This is a genomic window from Streptococcus fryi (assembly GCF_053206505.1).
The window spans coordinates 85016-108830 of record NZ_JBRUGW010000002.1 but is presented as its reverse complement, the minus strand read 5'-3'; the positions used below and the strand labels follow the sequence as shown (position 1 = coordinate 108830).

Below are 23815 nucleotides of genomic sequence, written 5' to 3'. Positions count from 1 at the left end.
ATAGCTAAATATTATTTTAGAACAAACCGCCATAAACGACAACCGCTAGGATAGCACCTACAACTGGAGCTACTACCGGTAACCAAGCATATTCCCAATCTGAATCACCTTTGTGTTTTAATGGTAATAAAGCATGGAGAATACGAGGACCAAGGTCACGTGCAGGGTTTAAAGCATAACCTGTTGTTCCACCAAGTGATAAACCAATACTAACAATCAATAGACCGATTGAAATCGTTGCTAGACCTGGTTGCATATCGTAGCTAACGATAGCAAGAATACCAAGCATCAATACAAATGTTCCGACAACTTCACTGATAAAGTTTGACACTGTATCTTTGATTGCTGGACCTGTAGAGAATGTTGCAAGAACTGCTCCTTTATCTTCTGTAGCATCGTAGTGTGGCTTAAATTGAAGATAAACGAGGAATGAACCAAGCATGGCACCAAGCATTTGTGCTAAGATAAATTGCACAGCTACCGCAAAACTAATATCACCTTTTACAGCAAATGCAAGTGATACTGCTGGGTTAAGATGAGCTGGCCCAAGCTTACCTGAAACGAAGGCTGCCATTGCAACAGCTAGACCCCAACCAAGAGTGATGACAATCCACCCAGAATTATTATTTTTTGTTTTTGATAAAACAACACCTGCTACTACACCATTACCGAGGAGTAAGAGAAGAGCTGTTCCTAAAAATTCACCTAAAACTGCGTTCATAAATTACCTCATTATTTTTCTTTTAATTCTTTTAAATCATTATTTGCAAGTACTTCAAATAAATCTGCTTTCTGATTTTCTTTTTCTTCTTCTGACCAGTCATAGTAAGACGCCATTGTATCAACAACTGGGTCAATTAACGCTTCTACTCCTTCTCTCTTGAAGAGCATATGATTGGTACGACGTAAGAAGAAATCTGCTGGGCTAAGAGCCATTTCATATTCCATAGCATATTGAAGTGACAAGGCATGCACCAATGGGAGATTATCTGCTGGTGCAACTGTACGTGATAACGCGAATACTTTTGGCACGTTTGAGCCATAAAGATTTGCTAAATACATTGCTTCATCAAGACTTAGACCATTAACCGTACCTAATTGTGCATAAGCCTCAATCTCTGAATCAACGTTAGCTGGATTTAACTCACCACCTGAAACTGGATATGTTTTAGAGTTGATTAACTTGAAGGTTTTACCATACTCTTCTGACAAGAGGGTCACAATAAGCTCCATTGCACCTTCTGCCATCTTACGATAGTCAGTAATTTTTCCTCCTGCCAAGGTAATCAAGCCATTATCATCACGTTCCAAGCTAGATCCACGAGAAACGGCTGATGGGTCAAGTGTTTTTTCTGATGTACTTGATTCAAGTTTTGTAACAGCTTTTTCAACTTCTGTACGTGTTTTTTCTTGACTCAAGTAGCCCTGAACTGTAGCGATGAGTTCTTCAAAACTATCATCACTAATCTTACCACTGTTTCCTCCGTTATAGTCTGATGCACCATTTCCTGAAAGAAGTGGACGAAGACCAGCCCATGCACTTTCGATGTCATCCAGTGTAATATGAGCTTCTGGGAAACGATTGTTAACTGCACCCAAGAGATAATCAACATCTTCTTGAGTCACTTTTGGATGGGCTAAATCACCTGTGTAATCTGTATCGGTTGTTCCGAAATAAGTCTTATTCTCACGTGGGAGAACAAAAATCATACGTCCATCATTAAGCCCTGTATCAAAGTAAACAGGTTGAGAAACTTTAAGCTTGCTGTTATCAACAACCAAGTGAACACCTTTAGTTGGACGAAGTTGATTAGAAACTTTACCGTCATTAGTCAAGTTACGTACAACATCTGACCATGGTCCAGTTGTATTGATCACTAACTTCGCCTTAATTTCAATCACTTCACCACTCAAGAGATCTTTAGCTTTGACACCAACTACTTTGCCAGAATCATTTAGTAAGAAACCTTCTGCTTTGACATGATTGGCAATATATGCACCATCGCGATGGGCACGCTTAATATTTTCAATCACCAAACGGGCATCGTTATTACGGAAATCAAGGTAAACTCCACCACCGAGTAAGCCTTCTGATTTAAGACCTGGCTCACGTTCTAGTACTTCTTTAGCTGTCAACACTTTATTAGCTGCTGGCGTATTTGAAACACCAGCTAAAAGATCATAAAGATCCATCGCCACTTTAAGACGGAAAAGGCTAAAGGTAGAACCAGCTTCATCATAGACTGGCAAAAGCATCGGATCTGGTTTTGGAATATGAGGTGCAATGCGTTGTACAACAGCACGTTCAGAAACAGTATCAGATACCACTTCTACATCAAACTGTTTCAAATAACGTAAGCCACCATGAACCAGTTTTGTAGAACGGCTACTTGTCCCTTCTGCAAAGTCCTGCATTTCAATCAAACCAGTCTCCAAACCACTAGCGGCAGCCTGTAGGGCTACACCAGCACCTGTAATACCACCACCGATAATGAGTAAGTCTAACTCACGCTCTTGCATTTTTACTAAAGCTTTGCTTCTAGTCTCTTTTGAAAATTTCATTGTTTTCTCCTAACCCATTACAAACTAGTCTTCTTCTGCAAAGACTTGTGTTGCCTTAACAGCTTTCTTCCAACCTTTATAAAGTTTTTCCTTGCGTGATTCGTTCATGCTTGGTGTGAAGAGTTGTCCTGTTTCATTCAATTCTTTCAACTCTTCCAAGTCTTTCCAGTAACCTACTGAAAGTCCTGCTAAGAAAGCTGCACCAAGTGCTGTTGTTTCAAGGTTCTTAGCACGCGCAATATCAATACCAAGAATATCCGATTGGAATTGCATCAAGAAACTATTCATGGCTGCACCACCATCTACCTTAAGTTGGCTGATATCGATACCTGAATCTACACGCATCGTATCAATAACATCACGAACTTGGTAGGCAATAGATTGAAGCGTTGCTTTTGTAAAATCTTCCTTGCTTGTCCCACGTGTCAAACCGAAGACTGAACCACGAGCATTTGAATTCCAATATGGAGCACCTAAACCTGTAAAGGCTGGCACAACATAAACTTCATCATCACTTTGTGATTCGAGCGCTAAACCTTCTGACTCACTTGATGTTTCGATCATACGAAGTCCGTCACGCAACCATTGGATAGCACTTCCTGCAATAAAGATTGAACCTTCAAGAGCGTAGTAAACTTTACCGTTGATACCATAACCAATTGTTGTTAACAAATTATTCTTAGAAAGCTGAGCTTCTTCACCAGTATTCATCACGATAAATGATCCGGTACCATAAGTATTCTTAACCATACCTGGTTCAAATGCCAATTGTCCAAATAGGGCAGCTTGTTGGTCACCAGCCATACCAGAAATTGGAACTTCTCCACCGTAGAAATGGAATGGAGCAGTCGTACCATAAACTTCTGAGTTAGATTTAACCTCTGGCAACATTGCTTTTGGAATGTTCAAGAGTTCAAGAATCTCATCGTCCCATTTCAATTCTTTGATGTTATAAAGCATTGTACGCGCAGCATTTGAGTAATCTGTAACGTGTACCTTACCATCTGTCAATTTCCAAACTAACCATGTATCAATGGTACCAAAGAGTAACTCTCCTTTTTCTGCACGTTCTTGTGCTCCAGGTACATGGTCTAAAATCCAACGGACTTTAGTCGCTGAAAAATAGGCATCAATGACAAGACCTGTTTTTTCATGGAACATCTCTAAGTGACCATCTTTTTTCAACTGTTCAGCAATTGGGGCAGTCTGACGTGATTGCCAAACAATAGCATTATAGATTGGTAGACCTGTTTTCTTATCCCAAACTACTGTTGTTTCACGTTGGTTTGTAATACCGATAGCCTCAATTTGAGTCGGTTTAATACTGCTTTCGATGAAAGCTCCAGCAATAACAGATTGAACAGAATTCCAAATTTGGTTAGCATTGTGCTCTACCCAACCAGCATGTGGAAAAATTTGTGGAAATTCTTTTTGGCTACTTGCTACTTTTTCACCCTTTTTGTTAAAGATGATTGCACGAGAGCTAGTTGTTCCCTGATCGATAGCCATGATGTATTTTTCTGTTGACATGTTTGTCCTCCTATTACGCCAAGAAAGCGTTTTCTTTGTCTTTATGTTTCTATTATAAACTAAAATTGAAAGCGTATCCTATCATGTTTTTATACTATTGAGAAAATCTATGATAGGAATTTTTAGATATTAACCATAATGACATCTTGGGACACCCTAAAAGAGAAAACTATTTATTGATAGCTAACTCTTCCAATTGAGCTTGGATTGTCGCCAAATCTGCCCCAGCTTGAATGAGAGCTGCTGCAGTATAAGCACCTTCTACAACTGGAACAGTATTGATGATGATATTTTTCTCTGAAAAATCAGCAACCATTTCCATGTTCATGCGAGCACTGCCCAAGTCAAAGAAGGCTAAGAGAGTTTCCTTGCTATTATTGTCAACAATTTCTTGGACTTGGTCAAAACTTGTACCGATACTGCCGTCTTCAAGACCACCAACATAGGTAATCTCAACGTCTTTTGCCACTTCACCAATCAAATCAACAATACCTTGTGCCAAATTTTTAGAATGTGACACAATAATCATACCTAAATCGCTCATTATACACCTACCTCTACTAAAGCTTCAAAGAGAAGACCTGACGAATATGACCCTGGATCTAAATGACCAATAGAGCGCTCACCAACGTAAGAGGCACGTCCTTTAGTTGCTTGGATATCTTTTGTAGCTTCTACCACTTCTTTAATAAGATCTGTTGTCAATTTTCCTTCTTTAAGTGCAGCAATCACTGGTACCCAAACATCAACCATCGTTTTTTCACCAACTTCTGCCTTACCGCGCTTTTGAATCATTTCAAGACCAGCTTCAAGTTGTTCAACAAGACTGGCACCAGATTGACTTGCTTTCGTCATACCCATAAATGCAGAACCATAAAGTGGACCAGACGCACCACCAACTTTACTAATCAATTGCATCGAAACAATCTTCAAAATATCAGCATCAGAGGCAAATTCTTTTCCATCAAGGTTTTCCATCACAGCTGCCATCCCACGTGCCATATTACCACCATGGTCGCCATCTCCGATTGGGCTATCAAGCTCACTCAAGTAATCTTTATTGGCTTGAATTTTCTCATTGAATAATGTCATCCATTGTAGTGTCTTTTCTACAGTCATTTTATTTTCCTTTCCATAATGCCTTAAAAAGAGAAGGAGGAGTCTTGATAAATGGGACTCCCCCAGATCTGATTACCAAGCTACTGTTGTTACAGGTGCTTTCAATGCTTCTGTCCAAGCTTTATTGTCAAGTTTAATCAATGTCAATGATAAACCAGCCATATCAATTGATGTCATGTAGTCACCGATTTTTTTGTAAGTCACTTCAACACCTTTTTCAGTCAATAGTTTAGCAACATCATTAGCAAAGACATATTGTTCCATCAATGGTGTTGCACCAAGTCCATTGATAAGTACACCAAATTTATCACCAGCTTTAAGCTCAAAGCTTTCAGCCAATTTTTCAACCAACTCTTTAGCTAATTCTTTAGATGGTTGGAGTTTTTCTTTCTTATAACCTGGTTCACCGTGGATACCAACACCGTATTCAAATTCATCTTCTTCAAGAACGAAACCTGGTTTACCAACTTCTGGTACAGTCGCACCTGAAAGAGCAAGACCGATTGTTTTAATGTTTGTTACCAATTCATCTGCTAGAGCTTTGATTTCAGCAAGTGATTTGCCTTCGCGTGCTGCATAACCCAAGATTTTATGTACAAAGATAGTACCAGCTACACCACGACGGCCTTGTGTGTAAAGACTGTTTTCAACAGCAATATCATCGTCTACAACAACACTTGCAACCTCAATGCCTTCCATTTCAGCCATTTCTTGAGCCATCTCAAAGTTCATGATATCTCCAGAATAGTTTTTGATAATCATGAAGACACCCGCACCTTCGTCTGCGGCTTTAATCGCTTCAAGGATTTGGTCTGGTGTTGGTGATGTGAATACTGCTCCACAAACAGCTGCTGAAAGCATACCTTCTCCAACAAAACCGGCATGTGATGGCTCATGTCCGCTTCCGCCTCCTGAGATAAGCGCAACCTTACCTGTCTTTTCTGCTTTTCTAACAATTACCTCAAAACCTGGTACACGCTCTACCAAGTCATTATGCATAAAGGTCAACCCTTCAAGCATTTCGTTAACAACATCAACAGGTTGGTTGATAATTTTTTTCATGTTTATGTCCTCCACATAACTCTTTTTGTTTACGCTTTCATTTTACGCTTAATCACTCCAAAAGAAAAGGGACAAGATTTGTTTTTTGTCCCTTTTGTTTCAAAAAGAGGTTTGTTAAGGTATAATTAACGTAAGAAAATAAATAAGGCAGGTCGCATGGCAACGTCACTAATTACTAAAAAGCGGATTGCAAAAGCCTTCAAAAAACAACTTAGTCAGAAATCATTTGAAAAAATATCCGTAGTCGATATTATGGAAGAAGCTCAAATTCGCAGGCAAACCTTTTATAATCACTTCCTTGATAAGTATGAATTGATGGACTGGATTTTTGAGACCGAGTTACAAGAACAAGTCACTGATAACCTCAACTATATCAGTGGTTTTAAATTACTTGAAGAATTACTCTATTATCTCGAGATTAACCAAACCTTCTATGCTCAGCTTTTTCAGATTAAGGGACAGAATGATTTCTCTTCCTTTTTCCTCAATTACTGTATGATCTTAGTTGATAAGATTATCACTGATTACCAAACAATCCATCAACTTTCCCTCGACCAAGAGTATCGCCGCTTTTTGACTCATTATCACGCCAATGCTCTGGTTAATATGATTAAGGTCAGCAGTAGCAAGGCTAATTTTGACATCCATCATCATTATAACCATCTGGTTAAAGTGATGACACAAACTATCTTACCCGTAAAGGACACTTCTAATGACTAGTATTCTCAACACACCACATCAACTTAAAAGTCAAGCCATTCAAGGTTATCTCAAAGCACACCCTCAACTTAAAAAATTAAAGGGACAACCTATCATCTATCATCAAACTACTGATGAAACAATCATCCCTATTATTTCTGGTGGGGGTAGTGGACATGAACCTGCACATTCAGGATTTGTTGGCGAAGGTATGCTTTCAGCCGCTATTTATGGTCAACTCTTTATACCACCAACAACAGAACAAATCCTAACAGCTATTCGCCATGTTAATAAAGGAAAAGGGGTCTTTGCCATTGTTAAAAACTTTGAAGCAGACCTCAAAGTCTTTCAAGAAGCTATTCATCTTGCCAGAAAGGAAAATATTCCTGTCAAATATGTCGTCTCTCACGATGACATCTCTGTTGATACCAAAAATAACTTCCAAGTGCGTCATAGAGGCTTAGCTGGTACCATTTTATTGCACAAGCTATTAGGGGCCGCTGCGCAAAATGGCGCTAGTTTAGATGAGCTAGAGACACTCGGCTTACAAATCAGTACGCAGATTGCAACAATTGGTTTTGCTTTAACAGCGCCCCATCTACCAGGGGCCATCGAACCACTATTTCCATTAAAAGAAGGGCAAATCTCTTACGGTATTGGTATTCACGGTGAGGAAGGCTATCGTACTGTAACACTATCCTCCTCTGAAGAGTTAGCAAACGAAATTGTCAATAAACTTAAACTGCGATTTAGATGGCGTGAGCACGAACGCTTTATTCTACTGGTTAACAATCTTGGTACAACATCTGAGTTGGAACAAGCTGTTTTTGTCAACGATATCTGCCAGCTGTTAGAACTCGAAGGTCTTGATATTCCTTTTATCAAAACTGGGAAATTTATGACAAGTCTTGATATGAAAGGTATATCCGTTACGCTCTGTCGCTTAATAGATGAGCAATGGCTTGATTATCTCAATGCAGCCACTCAAGCACCCGCTTGGTAAAAAATAAAAACCAACTCACTGTAATCTATGGACTGATTACAATGGGTTGGTTTTATTCTATCTGATATCACTATCTGCCTAGATTAACTCACATCAAATGTTAGTTTTTCCTTACGCAATCCAATTTTTAAGGTATGACCTGCACTTAATTGACCTGACAAAATCAATTCTGCCAACTTGTCTTCAACCTCAACCTGCAGAGTTCGACGTAGTGGACGAGCCCCCATCTCAACATCGTAGCCTTTTTCCGCCAAATATTTGAGAGCTGTCGCTTGAAACTTGAGAGTAATACCTTGTTCAGCCAGATTAGCAACCAGTGGAGCAACCATGATTTTAACAACTTCACGCATATGCTCCTGACCAAGACTATGGAAAACAACCTTCTCATCAATACGGTTAATAAACTCAGGGCGATAGGTCTTCTTCAATTCTTCAAATATGCGTTTCTCCATAGAAGGATGATCAGTGGCAACATCACGAGCCCCAAACCCAACTGTCTTATCATCTCTAAGAGCCGTTGCGCCCAAGTTGCTTGTCATGATAATAATCGTATTAGAGAAATCAACCTTGCGACCACGACTATCAGTGAGAACACCATCATCAAGAACCTGCAATAAGACATTAAAGATATCAGGGTGAGCTTTTTCAACCTCATCAAATAACAAGACCGAATAAGGTTTATTTCTGACTTTCTCTGTCAATTCTCCCCCTTCATCATAACCTACATAGCCTGGAGGGGCACCATTGAGACGACTGGCCGCAAATTTTTCCATATATTCACTCATGTCAAAGCGTAAGAGAGCACTCTCATCATCAAAGAGAACCTCTGCCAAGGCTTTGGCAAGCTCTGTCTTACCGACTCCTGTTGGCCCTAAGAACATAAATGAACCTATCGGACGCTTACCTGTTCTTATCCCTGATTGATTACGGCGAATGGCACGACTAATACTTGAAACAGCTTGGTCTTGCCCAATGACACGTTTATGCAATTCTTGTTCCAAATGAAGATATTTCTGACTATCTGCTTGACTCAATTTTTCTGTTGGAATACCCGATAGTTTACTCAATGTCGCCAGCAAGGCTTCTTCTGTCACTACTGTTGGAGCAATCGTATTGTCTAACTCATCAACAGCTAGTAAATCACCCACACGTTTCATATCACCATCCAGCAAAGCCTTGTCTATCTCAGTTAAAAAAGCAGGGGCTTGTTTATCAATCATAGTTTGGACCATACTGCTAGTCTCATCCAAAAGATCGATCGCGGAGTCAGGGAGATTTTTGCTAGTCAAATAACGCTTGGCTGAGGTCACCGCTAAGCGAACCACTTCATCTGAAATCGTAACGCGATGATACTCTTCCAAACCATCACGAATACCTTTTAAAATAGCTATTGCATCATCTATATTAGGTTCTTCTACTAAAATCTTAGCAAAACGACGGGATAAAGCAGCATCTTTTTCAATATGCTTTTGATATTCATCCTGAGTTGTCGCTCCAACCATACGCAAACTACCACGAGCGAGAGCTGGTTTTAAAATATTGGCAGCATCTAAGGTACTATCAATACCACTACCAGAACCCATAATCGTATGCAACTCGTCCACAAAGAGAATAATCTTGCCGTCTTCTTCAATGTCAGCAATAATCTGGTTCATGCGTTCTTCAAAATCACCTCTAAAACGAGTCCCAGCGACGACACTCATCATGTCTAATTCTAGAACACGCATATCCGCTAATTCATAAGGTATCATCCCTGAATGAATGCGCTGTGCCAAACCATAGGCAAGAGCCGTTTTACCAACACCTGCTTCACCCACGAGGACTGGATTGTTCTTGGTCTTACGACTAAGGACTTGAACCATGCGACTGATTTCCTTATCTCGTCCAACGACTGGCTCCAATTTACCTAGTCGCGCCATCTCACTCAAATCCCTTGTAAACTCTGATAATTCACCAACCGTTGTTGGTGGCTTCATCATGTCTGAGAAGTTACTCCCTTTTGGTTTTTTCGGACGACGTAATTCTAACACTGTCTTAATCTGCTCTTTCGTAAAACCTGCTTGACGCTCGACTGCCTTACGCAAATCAGATAGACGTGGTTGACTATCACCGCTTTCTTTACCCTTGAAGCCTGCCATTTCCAGCAAACGATTTGAGAGAATATCCAATTGTTGAAGCATCGCTAGAAGCACATGCTCTGTTCCAATCTCATCTGCTGAAACAACCTGACAAATCATTTCTGCCAAACTTAAGACTTCCTGTAAAGCACGTGAATGAGATTTTATATCGATTTTTGGTTTTGTTTTTGGAGACTTATCTAACAGCAAAATAGCTGCCGCCTCATACTCCTCAACTGGAATAGACGGTTCAAATTCTAAGAAGGCTAAACCTGCAACAGACTCCTGAACATCAACCATGGCCAACAAAACATGCCATGTCTCTAAATATAAACTATCAAAACGCGCAGCTTGAAACTGGGCTACGCGAAAAACTTCTTGCATCTTATAGGAAAATGTCATTTTACTTATTCCTCATTATTCATCAAATAGGTACGAGAGTGAGTACACTATTCTCACTACTCTCTTGTTCGTCGTTCAGAGACCTCGTTTTTTTTATCACGGCCTTAATCGAACCCCTTACGGTCAATACGTTGCAGTAATTTGCGTAATAAACGCGCTCTAATCCGAGAGGATTCAGGACCTAGAACATCATCTTCCGCACTGGCTAAAATAATATTACCTTCACGCTCTGTTAAAATCCCCTCGTCAAACAACAACTGAACCAAATCGCCAAAAACTGGCCAACTAATCTGGTCACCAATACTTGCTACTAACTCGTTTAGTAAATGATGTTTGTTTGAAAATTCAACCTTGGCAATTCGGATATAGCCACCACCACCACGCTTACTTTCAACCACATAGCCACGACTCTCAGTGAAGCGCGTCTTAATCACATAGTTAATCTGACTAGGCACAACTTGGAAAAATTCTGCGAGATGGCTTCTTTTCAACTCTGCAACACCAGATTGAAGCAAGAGGCGTTTGATATATTCTTCGATACTATCAGATGTATTTTTGGGCTCCATAGCCATCCTCCTTTCCCAAGGTTCAACCTTAGATAAAAACCAATTTAAAATATATGATTATGACTGATTTGACCATTCTTGACTATTATAGCAAGATAAGCATTCTTTATCAAGTCAGAGAGTGTAGAGCAACAACAAAACCCAAACCATTCAAAAAGAGTTCCCATAATCTCCAAGGTTTGATTGATGAAATGTAGCAGCAAACGCGGCCACATCTGCCAATCAACGACCATCAAGAAAGGTTATGGCGAACTCTATCATAATCTTAATCCACAAAACTTCTTGCTTAACTCGTGATCAAGATATTGCCCAAAGCAACATCTGTTGATAACGAATGAACGCATCGGACATCGGAATAAGTTAGCAATTTTTGATATCTAATTGAAAATAAAGACTAGTCGTGAAACAGAAAACACACTACTCAGAAGACTCAATCGGCTCTTCTTCATTAGCAGGCTCCTCAGAAACTTCCTCAGGTTTAGCTGGCTCTTTTTTATCATCTTTAACATCAGTCGATTTTTTTTCTTCATTCGCAACTGGAACAACTGGCTTTTTCTCACTGGATGACAATTGATTACCTAATATTCTATTCCAAGCTTTCTGATAATCACTCTCTGTACCTCCCATGGCAAACTTATAGGTAGTAAATCCTGGTCCATTAACTGCCCAGTAGCTGGTTGTTGTTTCACCATTGATACTGTAGGTTTTGCCATTGTAAGTAAAGCTACCTGGTTTGAGTCCAGTTGATTTTAAGACTGTACTACTAATTACACTACTGTCCAAATTGAATCGCTCACCAATACCAAAAATCGATGGGTCTGCCTGATGAATGGCGTTGATCAAATGTGCCATATAATTGGCATTATTGTTAAAACCTGTTAATTCTCTCAAGGAAGCATTATCGTCATGACCTGCCCAAGAGCCCAAAGATACTGTTGGCGTCGCTAACATGAGCCACGCATCAGAATAGTTGTTAGTCGTTCCTGTCTTACCTATCCAATCAGCTCCAGCCAACTGACCATTCAGAGCCGATAGGCGACTACGGAAAGAAGTTGTTAAACCTGAAGTTAAAGGCCCTCTCAACATCTGTTGCATAATTGTTGCAGTCGCTGGGCTAAAAATTTGTTTACCTTGTGCTTCGTGCTGGTATATCACATTGCCTTGACTATCCGTAATTTGAGATACCATATGTCTAGGCATATAATAACCATTGTTAGCAATCATCTGATAGGCACTCGTTTGTTGCGCAACCGAAACCTCTAAGCCACCACCAAGCGGCAGACTTTCGATATTATAATCCGGAATCTCATAGCCTAACTGACTCATATAACCATAGACATCAACACCTTTTTGACGAAGGACTTGATAAGTCCAGAATGCTGGGATATTCCAAGACATATCCAAAGCTTCTTGGAGAGTAATCATTGTCGTTCCTTCATGGTCAACGTGCATGATTTTTTGCCCGCTCGAAAAAGTCGTTGGATAGTTTGACAAGAGACTAGCACTTCCCATCAAACCTTGGTCAATCGCAATGCCATAAAAGATAGGTTTTGTACTAGAGCCTGTTGAGCGCTTGGTATCAAAGGCATGGTTATTTTGATTGAGCTGATAGTTACGGCCACCAATGAAACCTAGGACAGCACCTGTTTTATTGTCCATGAGGACATTGCCCATCTCCACATAACCTGTACCGTCATCTAAGAGACCACCATAAGTTGCCGCTGCATTTTGCATAGCTTCATGAACTGACTTATGAATCGTCGTCGTGATATGATAACCTCCGAGTCTCAATTCTTGTAACGCAAGTTGTCTATATGTTGCCTTGGTATCTTCATTTTTCTGTTCAAGCGCAGACACCTTATCTCGCTTCAAGAGATATGTGTACATATGTTTCTGTGCTTCTTCTAAGACTGTGTAGTAGAGATAATCATGCGCATCTTGTACAATTGCCTCAGGTGCTCTAAAATCTTTAGAAAGGTCGTATTGTTTATAACTTTCATAATCAGTCTGGCTTAAAAAACCCGCACGATACATATTATACAAGACATTACGCGAGCGTTGTAGACCGATTGCCATGTCCTCAGGTGTTTTTAACTGACCTGTTGATGTATAAGGTGAATAAACAATTGGACTTTGTGGCAAGCCCGCGAGATATGCTGCCTGAGGAATAGTTAAATCCTTAGCAGACACCCCAAAAATCCCTTGAGCCGCTGCTTCGATGCCAGCAATATTTTGCCCTTTGTTGTTACGACCAAAAGGAGACACATTCAGATAATCCGTTAAAATATCTTCTTTGCTCAAGTAACGTTCTAAAGCTAAGGCATAAATAATTTCCTTTGACTTACGCTTAAAGGTTGGGTCATCTCCTAAAATTTGTTGCTTAATCAATTGTTGCGTCAGCGTTGAGCCACCACTTGTCGCACCGACACCAACTAAACTACTTAATGTTGCTCTAAAAACAGCCTTAGGAACAACACCTTTATGGTCAAAGAAATTTTCATCTTCCGTTGCTACAATGGCTTGCTTGACATGATTTGAGATGTCCTCTCCCGCAACAGGCGTTCTTAACAGGTCCGTATCAACCGTTGCAATCACACTGCCATCTGAGAAGCGCATATCCGACAAACGTGTCAAAGCACTAACACGATTAACCAATTCGTCCCTTTGAGGTACTTCCACATCGTCTAGCTGACTAGCTAAATAACCCAAAGAGACACCTAAACCCAACATACCAAATAAGATGATTAAAATATAAATGTAATCTAAAACAAGTTTTATCGTTCGGAGTAAAATCATGCCCACATCTGATAGACGCCAAGGACCACTCACTTTTGTTTCATTCTGGTGTGATTTTTTAAACATAACAATACCTCAACCCACATTATAGCAAATTTCTTTCAACTTGCATACGACAAGCTTTTTCTGCTATAATAGTCCTTATGATAAATAGAAATGGAGATAGCCTATGAATATTTTTGAAGAACTCAAAGCACGTGGCTTGGTCTTTCAAACAACAGACGAAGAAGCCCTTATCAAAGCCTTAACAGAAGGGCAGGTGTCTTATTATACAGGCTATGATCCGACAGCTGATAGTTTACACCTTGGTCACCTTGTGGCTATCCTCACTAGCCGTCGCCTACAATTAGCTGGTCATAAACCTTATGCTCTTGTCGGTGGGGCCACAGGTCTTATAGGAGATCCATCATTTAAAGACGCCGAACGTAGCCTTCAAACCAAAGAAACCGTCGATGGTTGGGTAACAAAAATCCAAGGCCAGTTATCACGCTTCCTAGACTTTGACAATGGTGATAACAAGGCTGAGATGGTCAACAACTACGATTGGTTTTCAAGCATTAGCTTTATTGATTTCCTCAGAGATGTTGGTAAATTCTACACCGTTAATTACATGATGAGCAAAGAATCCGTTAAAAAACGTATCGAGACAGGGATTTCTTACACTGAATTTGCTTACCAAATCATGCAAGGCTATGACTTTTACGAGCTTAATGATAAACACAATGTGACTCTACAAATCGGTGGTTCTGATCAATGGGGTAATATGACAGCAGGTACCGAACTACTTCGTCGTAAGGCTGATAAGACTGGACATGTTATGACTGTACCTTTGATTACAGACTCAACTGGCAAAAAATTCGGTAAATCAGAAGGTAATGCTGTTTGGTTAGATGCGAGCAAAACATCACCTTACGATATGTACCAATTCTGGCTCAATGTTATGGATGCCGATGCCGTTCGTTTCCTCAAGATTTTCACCTTCCTAACATTAGAGGAAATCGAAGACATTCGTCAGCAATTCGGAGCCGCTCCTCATGAACGTCTAGCTCAAAAAACCTTAGCCAAAGAAGTTGTCACACTTGTTCACGGTGAAGAAGCTTACAAGCAAGCTGTTAATATCACAGAGCAACTCTTTGCTGGCAACATCAAAAACCTCTCAGCTAAAGAACTCAAACAAGGCTTACACAATGTCCCTAACTACACTGTCTCACCAGAAGACAATCTCAATATTGTGGAACTCTTAGTAACAGCTGGTGTTGTCACATCAAAACGCCAAGCTCGTGAAGATGTCCAAAACGGTGCCATCTACATCAATGGTGAGCGTATCCAAGACCTTGATTACACCTTATCTGACAGCGATAAAATCGATAGTGAACTAACCGTTATTCGCCGTGGTAAGAAAAAATACTTTGTTTTGAAATTTAAGTAGTTTTATATCACTTTAACCCCCCTAAAACCTTGATATAACTGATTTTTTAAAAAAATCACTATTCTTTAGAGCATTTTATTTACTCCCCCAAAGTCCACAAAAAGGGGAACAAAAAAAGACCCGTTAAGGTCTAAAAAATACGAGTTCAGTAGGCAAGAAACTAGCACGGTCAAACGTGCTTTTTTTGATTGCTGATAAATCTATTATAGCATAACCACGCGCACCGGTGATTATATTTTCATTTTTGCGCGTGTACTGTATTTTACTATATCCTACTGTTTCTTACTGTATCCGTATAAGCCATTCTAAGCCCTGCTAGTCATCAGTAGTCAAATTATTATACTGCCCAACACAAAAGGCAAGTCTTAGCGTATCTTATTTTTAATCTGACAACGTTTCAAGCTCTCCGTCTCTGTACGATTTGGCAAAGCTGATTAAGGCGTTTGATTTGGCTAGATGATAGTACTTGTTTTAATGCCTAGTATGTCTACCTGTTCCTTGTTATTTGCTCTCATAGGTAATATATAGGTCATGATTAGAATAGCACGTTATCGGACGTTAGGAATGCCGTTAACGCCTTTTATAATCTCGTTAGCCTCATACGGTGCTTCACGTTGCCACCAGGTCAGCAAACCATCATCACGGTTATAATCAACTCCAGATAATGTCAGATACCAATCACTAGAAATACTTACTAGACCATATTCAATACTTGCCACCCTATGCTATAATAATATTAACGGATATATAACAAGGGAGTCGGCTTTAAGTCGGCTTTTCCCCTTACCTGCGCGTGGTCTATGGTTTGTAAAAACAGCCTAAACAATACCGTTATACTTTGAAAGCAGGTCGTCCTCTAACGTGGTCTAAGAGTTGTAAAAACACCCTAAAATAAGGCGCTTATTTTTTCTTAAACAGTCGGATATAGTCTTGTTTGCTATGGATAATGTCAGAAATAAAGATGGCTTTTTTATCTTCTAAAATGTGATAAAAAGCTAGATAGTCTCCTAAAACAATGCAACGGGTATTATATGGCGGGTAAATCATTTCCCCTACTCTTTCATCTGCGTTAAACCCTGCTTCTGGGAAAAGTTCAAGACGTTCTAACCCGTGAAGAATATTGTTGACGGTGTTAGCTCCTGCCTGTTCTGAAAAGTAATTGTCAGCTATATAGTCCTTAATACTTCTTAACTGTTCCTGTACGGTTTCAGAAATAATAAGGCTATAAGGTTTGTTATCAGATACCAAGGTTTGCCCTCACTTCACTAGCGCTATACACTCGCCCATTTTCTAAATCCTTAAAACTTTGGGCAATTTCAGCCCGTAACCCCGCGAGTAGTTCAGCCCGTTCTTTATCGGTGTCAGTCTCAAAAGGTAGGGCTTGGTTTTGTACTATATTTTCTAAAAACAAATTAAAGCTAGCTGTCATGTCTAGATTATGAGCCGTTATAATGGCTTTAGCTTTTTCCAGTAATTCACTGTTGGTTTTAAAGTTAACCTGCGTGTTTTTTTCTAAGACTTGCATATTAGTCCCTCCTCAATGCTATTATATCACTTACCGACTATATCTGTATAGTTAAATATATTCGTTGTTCTTTTGGGGTAGGTTTTTGGGCTAAAAATCGTTTAAAAACCTTTGTTTTCGGCTTTTTTACAGGTCAAAAAACTTCTAAAAAGGGAATTTTGTGTACAGAAAAGGGCAGCGTTGTTTATTCCCGAACATTCCTACCCCCGATAAAAAATAAAGGGGAGCCTTTTTGTCATTTCTCGGAGTTCAATAGCTTCCTGAACATAAAAAAGTCACGTTTTGTAACGAGTTTCTGACGTGAAAAAGTCCGCAGTAACGAGATAAAAAAAGTCAAGTTTAGTCAAGAGTTCACCTTATTCGTCCGTTTTGAAAAAAAGATAACTGCACCCAAACAATCCGAAAACCACTACAAAAAGGGTGCGCTAAACCCCTATAATAAAGCCATTTGTAAGGCTTTTGGGTGTTATGCATTATCATAAATACTCTAAGTATTGATCTTCTTTAACATTATTGTGTTTTTTAGCGTGCTATTTCATCAATTTATCCAAAAAACTAACAAGCAAGAAAATAACGATAAAAATCATGGTAATCGTAGCACTAGCTGGTGTATCAGCCCAGTACGAAATCATAATGCCCGAAACCATACCAACAAAACCAATCAAGATACCTAGACCAATAACTGATTTGAAGCTTTTACCCAAACGCATGGCAATACTTGCAGGTAGTACCATAATCGTTGAGACCAATAAAGCCCCTGCTGCTGGAATCATCAAGGCAATGGCAATACCTGTCACGACGTTAAAAGCAATAGACATCGCTCGAACAGGCAACCCATCAACAAAAGCCGTATCCTCATCAAAAGTCAATATATACATCGGTTTTAAGAAAAGCATGGTTAATCCCAAAACAACTACAGCAATACCAAATAAGAAATAAACTTGTTCTAGACTGATTGTAATAATAGATCCAAATAAATACTGATCCAAGCTAATCCCTGATGTACTTCTCACTTTACTCATGATAATTAAAGATAGAGCAAGACCCATTGACATTAAAATAGCCGTTGAGATTTCAACATAGTGTTTATAGACTGTTCGCAAGTATTCTAAAACCACCGCCGCAATAGAGACAATTAACATTGTCGTCCAAGTTGGCGACACTCCCAAGGCTAATCCAAAAGCGACACCCGCAAGAGACACATGACTCAAGGTATCACTCATCAAACTTTGCCGACGCAAAATCAAAAAGAGGCCCAAAATCGGTGCAAAAATACTAATTGCAATCACTGCCATAAAGGCACGTTGCATAAAGTCCAAGGCTAAAATATCACTAAGCATGGCCTTCCTCCTTGCTATCATTTTCATGGACATTAAAGCAACGCCAAGGTAAGTCTTGATTTCGGACCAGGTGAATATTGCGGTCGGCAAAAGCTTTGACCTCATCTGGATCATGTGTAATCATCAAGACTGATTTGCCATGATTGTGAGCACTATGGTGCATGAGCTCGTAAAACGTTCCTGTCGTTCCGGCATCCATCCCAGTCGTCGGTTCGTCCAAAATGAAAATATCTGGGTCGCTAGCAAACATCCGTGCGATAACCGCACGCTGTTTTTGACCACCACTCAAGCTACCGATAGCCCTATGACGATTTTCCCACATGCCGACAGACTCTAAACTAACCTTAACATGTTCTTCATCATGTTCATTCAATTGCTTAAACCAACCTTTTCTTGGGTATCTTCCTGATCTCACAAACTCATGGACTGTACTTGGAAAACCAGCGTTGAAACTAGCAATTTGTTGTGGTAGATAAGCCAATCTCAGTTTTTTCCCTTTGGTATTGGTTGTTGCTATCTCAACTTGCCCTGACTTAGGCGTCAAAATCCCCAATGTTGCCTTGATTAGTGTTGATTTAGCAGCTCCGTTTTCACCTGTTATTGTCACAAATTCACCACTATCTAAGTGATAGTTGATGTGCTCCAAGACAGGTTCGGCATCATATTGAAATGATAAATCTGCTACAGTGATATATCGCATTTCGTTCTCCTAGTCTATCAATGTTGGTCTAATTGTTGGGACAAAGCAGTTACAAAGCGATGAATCGTCTCTTTTTCTTGCGTATCGAACTCCTGCAACAAAGCCTCGTAAACAGACAAAGTATGTCTATGATGGTGGCTATGCTCATGTGCAATCGGAAGTCCTTCTTCTGTTAGTTTAAAATAAGTGAGACGTGCATCAACCTTGTCTTTTACCGCTTGTAGAAGCCCTTGGTTAACCAACGATTTCACAGCCTTAGTAACAGCTGCTTGACTGACTTTAAGCTCCCTTGCCAAGTCACTATTGGTCAACATGTCTTCTGATAAAAGCATTAAAATATGTTCTTGCGTGTTCGTCAGCTTGACATCACTTTGACAAGCTCCTATCAATAATTCATGCTGATTTTCAGCCTTGACCAAAATTTGATTGACCAACTGATCAATATCATGCGCTAAAGACATCTAACGCCCTCCCTTAGACCTCAAACCCTATGATAATCACACTATGACTATCATGAGATATCATATTATTAACCAGTTAATTTTATCACAAAAAAAGAGGAGAGGCAACTCTCCTGACATACTAAGCCAATAACCGCACTTTATATACTTCCTTGCAAAAGCCTTTCATACTATTGACAAGACGGTCAGCCCGCTTTTCACTACTGCATAGGGCAAAGACGGTTGGACCACTACCTGTCATCAAGGCAATATCAGCACCACCTTTCATCAGGCGATTTTTAATTTTTTGGATGAATGGCCTCTTGGAAATCGTAATATCTTCTAGTGAATTACCCATAGTTTCTAATAGTAAATTGTAATTGTCTGTCTGAAGGGCCTCTTCAATCCCTGCAATATCCACGCGCGAAATGTCTTGTGGCTTGATTTCTCGGAAAATCGTTCGAGTGGATACACCAAAATCAGGTTTGACCAAAACCACCCAGCCAGATAAACCAACAGGTAAAGGTTCAACGATATCTCCTTTTCCTGAAACTTTGGCACAACCTGCACTAAGGCAATAAGGAACATCACTTCCCACCTCAAAACCAATCTTTGTTAGAGCTTCTTGTGATAATTTCAAGTCCCAAAGCTGATTTAAGGCTCTCAAAGTTGCAGCAGCATCACTTGAACCACCACCTAGACCAGCACAAATAGGAATCTGCTTGTCCAGACGAATATGAACACCTTTAGTGATGCCATAAGTCTCTTTCAAGAGATGGGCCGCTTTATAAATGTCGTTTTTATCATCCAACGGCATTCTCAAATTATTGGATTCGATACAAATGACATTCTCATCTAACTCAGATACCGTCACATAATCGTTCAAGTCAACACTGACCATAATCATGGATAATTCATGAAAACCATCGTCACGCTTGCCACAAATATCTAGACCCAAATTAATTTTGGCTGGTGCTTTTTCAATAATTTCCATGGCTTACTCCTTTACACAATCATTCATCGTACAATTATAACACAAAATAATAGCGTAAGACAAAGCTAAACAGTATTCTCTCATACAATTTGGCTCCCAATAAATACCAAATTAGTTACCTTTCAAACATTTGAACAACCACTCATAAGATTTGTTTTCAGATGAAACACGTATTCCGATAGCTCGCCTTGTCACCTTTCTTGGCTCAGGTTAAAACAGTCACTCCCATGACTGCCTCGCTTTTACATTTCTTGGCTCGGGTTAAAACAGTCACTCCCCTGACTGCCTCGCTTTTACATTTCTTGGCTCGGGTTAAAACAGTCACTCCCCTGACTGCCTCGCTTTTACATTTCTTGGCTCGGGTTAAAACAGTCACTCCCCTGACTGTTTTAATCCCACATTTCCAAGGTCTGCCTAAAAACATGGTTGCGGCTTGAGGTTTGGATAGTGACTTTTGGGTCACTGTCTGCGATTTGGCGGACGTTGGCTAAGCCAATACCACGATTTTCCCCTTTGGTGCTATAACCATCTTCAAAAATTTTGGAAATGTTAACGACCTCATCTCTGGTGCTATTCTCCACAATAAGCACCTTGGCCTCTCCTTGTTGAAAATAAGCAATCGTGACATTGGCACTTTGCGTGTGTTTGGCTTCATAGATAGCATTGTCACAGAGAATGGTCAAAACAGTGATAAAATCAAGCAAATCCATATTCGGTTTCCCGATTTCTTCACCAACTTCTAACACAATATTGATCCCCTCACTCTGTGCTTCTAACAATTTGGCTGATAAAACACTCTTAATCGCATCGTCCTTGATATTCATCAAGCGACCAATATCATATTTAGCCTGTTGGAATTTCTGACCCGTACTTGCCAAGACCCCATCATAAACCTTTTGAACCATGTCCATATCACGCTCATCAATACCTAGTTTTAAACTAATCAAAATATTGGCATAGTCATGTCTGAACGAACGAATTTCCTTATAGAGTGACTCAACGTGTTTACTATAAGAAGCTAAATCAGACAACTGCTTATCCTTTTGTTCCAACAGAGCACGTTCCGCCATGGCAATCAGTTGGCGAATGAGGTGAAAAAGCATTAGCAAAAACACAATCAGATACAAAAAGACTAACAACTGACGCTGTGACAAGGACAAATCAATCACATTGCCCTGGACTAATAACAAACCTGACAACATCAAATAACCACTAGACATCAGTATATTTAAAGGTAGTAGCAAATCTCTCAAATAACTGTAATCAAAAATTGACCGTAAGGTTGCAAAATTGACATTGACTAAGTGTAGAAAACAGGTGTTTAGGGGCAGAATAACTAGTTCAACAATAAAAAATAATACCACTGACATCTTTGCCCCATCCGGTAGAAAAAGCGTGCTACTATCTAACAAAAATCGGGTTAAGAAAAGCTGAATGAACACCGCGTAAACACCATAAAAAAGATGTAGATTCCAACTCTTGTGCGGATCCCACCAATTTGACAAACAAATCAAGACAATAGGGTATGACACCACGTATACAAAAGGTAAGAAGCCTTTTAACAACGTAAAGAAGATAGGCAATAAGATGTACCAATGCCAGTCTACCTTGATGCGACTGACCTGCTTGTACACCAAGAGGACAATCAAATGGGTAACCAAACTCAAACTCATCGTCATCATATCAGTCATTTCCTCGTAATTGTGTCACCTTATCCAGTAAGGTTTTGTAATGGCGTCGTGACACGTAACAAGACGCCCCATTCTCAAAATAAACCATATGCTCAGACTTATCAATCTTGCGAATATTCATGGGATTCACTACAAAAGATCGATGACAATGATAGAGACGATTGTCAGCCTTGACCAATTGTGCCAATTTCCCATAAAACTCTAACCGTTCATGCCTCGTATGCAAAATCAATTTATGGCTTATCGGCGATGTCTCAATGTAGAAAATCTCTGAAAAAGGCACCTGTAATTGCGCCTGAGCTGTCTCAAAAACAAAGGTTTCCAAACCCACATCCCCACGTTGATGCTGAGCCACATGGTCAATACAAGTCTCCAAACGCTCCCTAAACGTCAACTCATCATCTGCCTTATCAATAAACTCTAAAGCTGCGATTTTATATCGGAAGGTGATAGGCATAAACTCCGAATGCGTTGTCACAAAAACAATATTGGCATGAGGGTCATTGGCACGAATCGCCATCGCCACATCAAACCCTTTTTGCTCCTCTCCCTTAATATCAATATCCAGAAAAAAGATTTGGTGGCTCCCTTTTTCGCGAATCGCCTCTAACAACAACTGAGGCTTGGCAAATAAATCCAATTGCCTACAAAAATAATGTTTCCGAGCGATAATCTCTCGAAGAGCTGTTTCAATCCGACCTTGTTGGGCTAAATCGTCTTCTAATACTAAAATATTCATAGCCTTTTCTCCCGTCTGATAATACCCTTATTTTATCATAAAAACAACTTTTCTAACCATCTCTTAATGAAAAAATCAAGTAAGATGGACCTTCAAGAATATTAAAAAAGGCTGGACAAAATGCCTAACCTTTCTTATTTGTTAACTCATAGATAACCATTTACTACGTAGTTCTCAGCATTTAAGCTAAACCTACTGCTACCAAACTATCTGCCAATCGTGCAAAATCAGCAATAGACAAGGCTTCACCTCTGGTTGTCGGTGCAATATCAGCCAGCTCCAAAGCCTTCTCTAGTTGCTCCTTAACATCATCAGATTTCCCGAAAGCGTTAGTCAAATTATTCCATAAGGTCTTACGACGATGAACAAAACTTGCCTTAGCCACTTTAAAGAGCAACTTCTCGTTGGTTACATTCACCAAAGGCTCTGGACGGCGCACCATCTTTAAAATAGCTGAGTCCACATTTGGTGCTGGTACAAAGACCGTTCTGGGAACGATAAAGGCAACCTTGGCTGTCATGTAATACTGGATAGCGATAGATAAAGAGCCATACGCCTTGCTATTTGGCTGAGCTGAAATCCGATCTGCTACTTCTTTTTGCATCATCACCACAAATTCACTAAAAGGTATGCCACTCTCAATCAGGTGCATTAAAATAGGCGTTGTGATGTAGTAAGGCAAGTTGGCAACCACCTTAATCGGTAAATCAGGATTTTTAAAGCCCTTGATGCGTGTCTGCAAATCGGTCTTTAAAACATCCTCATTGATAACAGTGACATTATCAAAACGCCCCAAAGTGTCTGCCAAAATCGGTATCAAACGGTCATCAATTTCAAACGCCATGACCTCCGCTGCTCGCTCTGCCAAAAACTCGGTCAAAGCCCCAATTCCAGGACCAATCTCAATGACATTGACCGACTCATCAATCTCTGCCGTATCCACAATCTTCTGTAAAATATTCGTATCCGTCAAAAAATTCTGACCAAACGACTTCTTAAAGGTAAACCCATGACGCTCCAAAACCGCCTTGGTTACACTATAATCTGCAATTCTCATGGTATTATGTGATAAGCTATCCTTATAACTTATCTTCCTTTCTT

22 protein-coding genes are annotated in these 23815 nt (G+C 39.9%); 3 read left to right on the top strand and 19 right to left on the bottom strand.

The features are described from left to right. Positions 1-16 precede the first annotated feature (16 nt). From ACVRZH_RS01430 to dhaK, 6 genes are all read right to left on the bottom strand, one after another. On the bottom strand, positions 17-721 hold the full coding sequence (locus ACVRZH_RS01430) for an MIP/aquaporin family protein (RefSeq protein WP_447453539.1): 705 nt from the start codon (positions 719-721) through the stop codon (positions 17-19). Between the two features lie 11 nt (positions 722-732). After that, positions 733-2562 carry a type 1 glycerol-3-phosphate oxidase gene (gene glpO / locus ACVRZH_RS01425; protein WP_447453538.1) on the bottom strand — a complete coding sequence of 610 codons (1830 nt, stop codon included), beginning with the start codon at positions 2560-2562 and terminating at the stop codon, positions 733-735. A 24-nt stretch (positions 2563-2586) separates the two neighbouring features. Continuing rightward, positions 2587-4092, bottom strand: a complete 1506-nt coding sequence (gene glpK, locus ACVRZH_RS01420; RefSeq protein WP_447453537.1) for a glycerol kinase GlpK — start codon at positions 4090-4092, stop codon at positions 2587-2589. Between the two features lie 169 nt (positions 4093-4261). Next, positions 4262-4636 (bottom strand): dihydroxyacetone kinase phosphoryl donor subunit DhaM, encoded by a 375-nt coding sequence (gene dhaM / locus ACVRZH_RS01415; protein WP_447453536.1) that lies wholly within the window; start codon positions 4634-4636, stop codon positions 4262-4264. After that, positions 4636-5211: a dihydroxyacetone kinase subunit DhaL gene (gene dhaL, locus ACVRZH_RS01410; protein ID WP_447453535.1), complete on the bottom strand. Its 576-nt coding sequence runs from the start codon at positions 5209-5211 to the stop codon at positions 4636-4638. Before dhaL ends, dhaM begins: the two co-directional genes overlap by 1 nt. A 72-nt stretch (positions 5212-5283) precedes the next feature. Further along, a complete protein-coding gene (gene dhaK, locus ACVRZH_RS01405; RefSeq protein ID WP_447453534.1) occupies positions 5284-6273 on the bottom strand; it encodes a dihydroxyacetone kinase subunit DhaK in 990 nt (329 codons plus the stop codon). A 156-nt stretch (positions 6274-6429) separates the two neighbouring features. On the opposite strand from dhaK, the gene dhaS reads away from it, so the two are divergent. Both dhaS and dhaQ read left to right on the top strand, forming a co-directional pair. Continuing rightward, positions 6430-6993, top strand: a complete 564-nt coding sequence (dhaS, locus tag ACVRZH_RS01400; protein ID WP_447453533.1) for a dihydroxyacetone kinase transcriptional activator DhaS — start codon at positions 6430-6432, stop codon at positions 6991-6993. Beyond that, the gene (gene dhaQ / locus ACVRZH_RS01395; RefSeq protein WP_447453532.1) at positions 6986-7975 is read left to right on the top strand and encodes a DhaKLM operon coactivator DhaQ; all 990 of its coding nucleotides are present in this window, start codon (positions 6986-6988) and stop codon (positions 7973-7975) included. The genes dhaS and dhaQ overlap by 8 nt, the downstream gene beginning before the upstream one ends. Positions 7976-8058: 83 nt before the next feature. Here the strand turns inward: dhaQ and ACVRZH_RS01390 are convergent, their stop codons facing one another. The 3 genes from ACVRZH_RS01390 to pbp1b all read right to left on the bottom strand — a co-directional run bounded on the left by ACVRZH_RS01390 (position 8059) and on the right by pbp1b (position 13922). Then, positions 8059-10494, bottom strand: a complete 2436-nt coding sequence (locus tag ACVRZH_RS01390) for an ATP-dependent Clp protease ATP-binding subunit (protein WP_447453531.1) — start codon at positions 10492-10494, stop codon at positions 8059-8061. 104 nt (positions 10495-10598) lie between these two features. Next, positions 10599-11060, bottom strand: coding sequence for a CtsR family transcriptional regulator (locus ACVRZH_RS01385; RefSeq protein ID WP_447453530.1), 462 nt, complete (start codon positions 11058-11060; stop codon positions 10599-10601). 417 nt (positions 11061-11477) lie between these two features. Further along, entirely contained in the window at positions 11478-13922 is a 2445-nt protein-coding gene (gene pbp1b, locus ACVRZH_RS01380) for a penicillin-binding protein PBP1B (RefSeq protein ID WP_447453529.1), read from the bottom strand. Positions 13923-14025: 103 nt separating this feature from the next. Between pbp1b and tyrS the strand changes: the two genes are divergently transcribed. Next, positions 14026-15285 carry a tyrosine--tRNA ligase gene (tyrS, locus tag ACVRZH_RS01375; protein ID WP_447453528.1) on the top strand — a complete coding sequence of 420 codons (1260 nt, stop codon included), beginning with the start codon at positions 14026-14028 and terminating at the stop codon, positions 15283-15285. A gap of 548 nt (positions 15286-15833) precedes the next feature. Here the strand turns inward: tyrS and ACVRZH_RS01370 are convergent. From ACVRZH_RS01370 to rsmA, 10 genes are all read right to left on the bottom strand, one after another. Continuing rightward, on the bottom strand, positions 15834-16004 hold the full coding sequence (locus tag ACVRZH_RS01370; RefSeq protein ID WP_447453527.1) for a hypothetical protein: 171 nt from the start codon (positions 16002-16004) through the stop codon (positions 15834-15836). Between the two features lie 181 nt (positions 16005-16185). Beyond that, entirely contained in the window at positions 16186-16533 is a 348-nt protein-coding gene (locus ACVRZH_RS01365; protein ID WP_447453526.1) for a type II toxin-antitoxin system RelE/ParE family toxin, read from the bottom strand. Next, positions 16523-16810, bottom strand: coding sequence for a type II toxin-antitoxin system RelB/ParD family antitoxin (gene relB, locus ACVRZH_RS01360; protein WP_447453525.1), 288 nt, complete (start codon positions 16808-16810; stop codon positions 16523-16525). The genes ACVRZH_RS01365 and relB overlap by 11 nt, the downstream gene beginning before the upstream one ends. A 530-nt stretch (positions 16811-17340) precedes the next feature. Next, positions 17341-18150, bottom strand: a complete 810-nt coding sequence (locus ACVRZH_RS01355) for a metal ABC transporter permease (RefSeq protein WP_447453524.1) — start codon at positions 18148-18150, stop codon at positions 17341-17343. After that, entirely contained in the window at positions 18143-18850 is a 708-nt protein-coding gene (locus ACVRZH_RS01350; protein ID WP_447453523.1) for a metal ABC transporter ATP-binding protein, read from the bottom strand. Before ACVRZH_RS01350 ends, ACVRZH_RS01355 begins: the two co-directional genes overlap by 8 nt. A gap of 17 nt (positions 18851-18867) precedes the next feature. Then, entirely contained in the window at positions 18868-19311 is a 444-nt protein-coding gene (locus tag ACVRZH_RS01345) for a zinc-dependent MarR family transcriptional regulator (RefSeq protein ID WP_447453522.1), read from the bottom strand. A gap of 121 nt (positions 19312-19432) precedes the next feature. After that, positions 19433-20284 carry a 4-(cytidine 5'-diphospho)-2-C-methyl-D-erythritol kinase gene (gene ispE, locus ACVRZH_RS01340; RefSeq protein ID WP_447453521.1) on the bottom strand — a complete coding sequence of 284 codons (852 nt, stop codon included), beginning with the start codon at positions 20282-20284 and terminating at the stop codon, positions 19433-19435. 389 nt (positions 20285-20673) lie between these two features. After that, a complete protein-coding gene (locus ACVRZH_RS01335) occupies positions 20674-21966 on the bottom strand; it encodes a sensor histidine kinase (protein ID WP_447453520.1) in 1293 nt (430 codons plus the stop codon). A 1-nt stretch (position 21967) separates the two neighbouring features. Continuing rightward, positions 21968-22714 (bottom strand): response regulator transcription factor, encoded by a 747-nt coding sequence (locus tag ACVRZH_RS01330; protein ID WP_447453519.1) that lies wholly within the window; start codon positions 22712-22714, stop codon positions 21968-21970. A gap of 181 nt (positions 22715-22895) precedes the next feature. Further along, complete coding sequence (gene rsmA / locus ACVRZH_RS01325) at positions 22896-23771, bottom strand: 16S rRNA (adenine(1518)-N(6)/adenine(1519)-N(6))-dimethyltransferase RsmA (RefSeq protein WP_447453518.1); 876 nt, start codon at positions 23769-23771, stop codon at positions 22896-22898. Between the last annotated feature and the right edge of the window lie 44 nt (positions 23772-23815).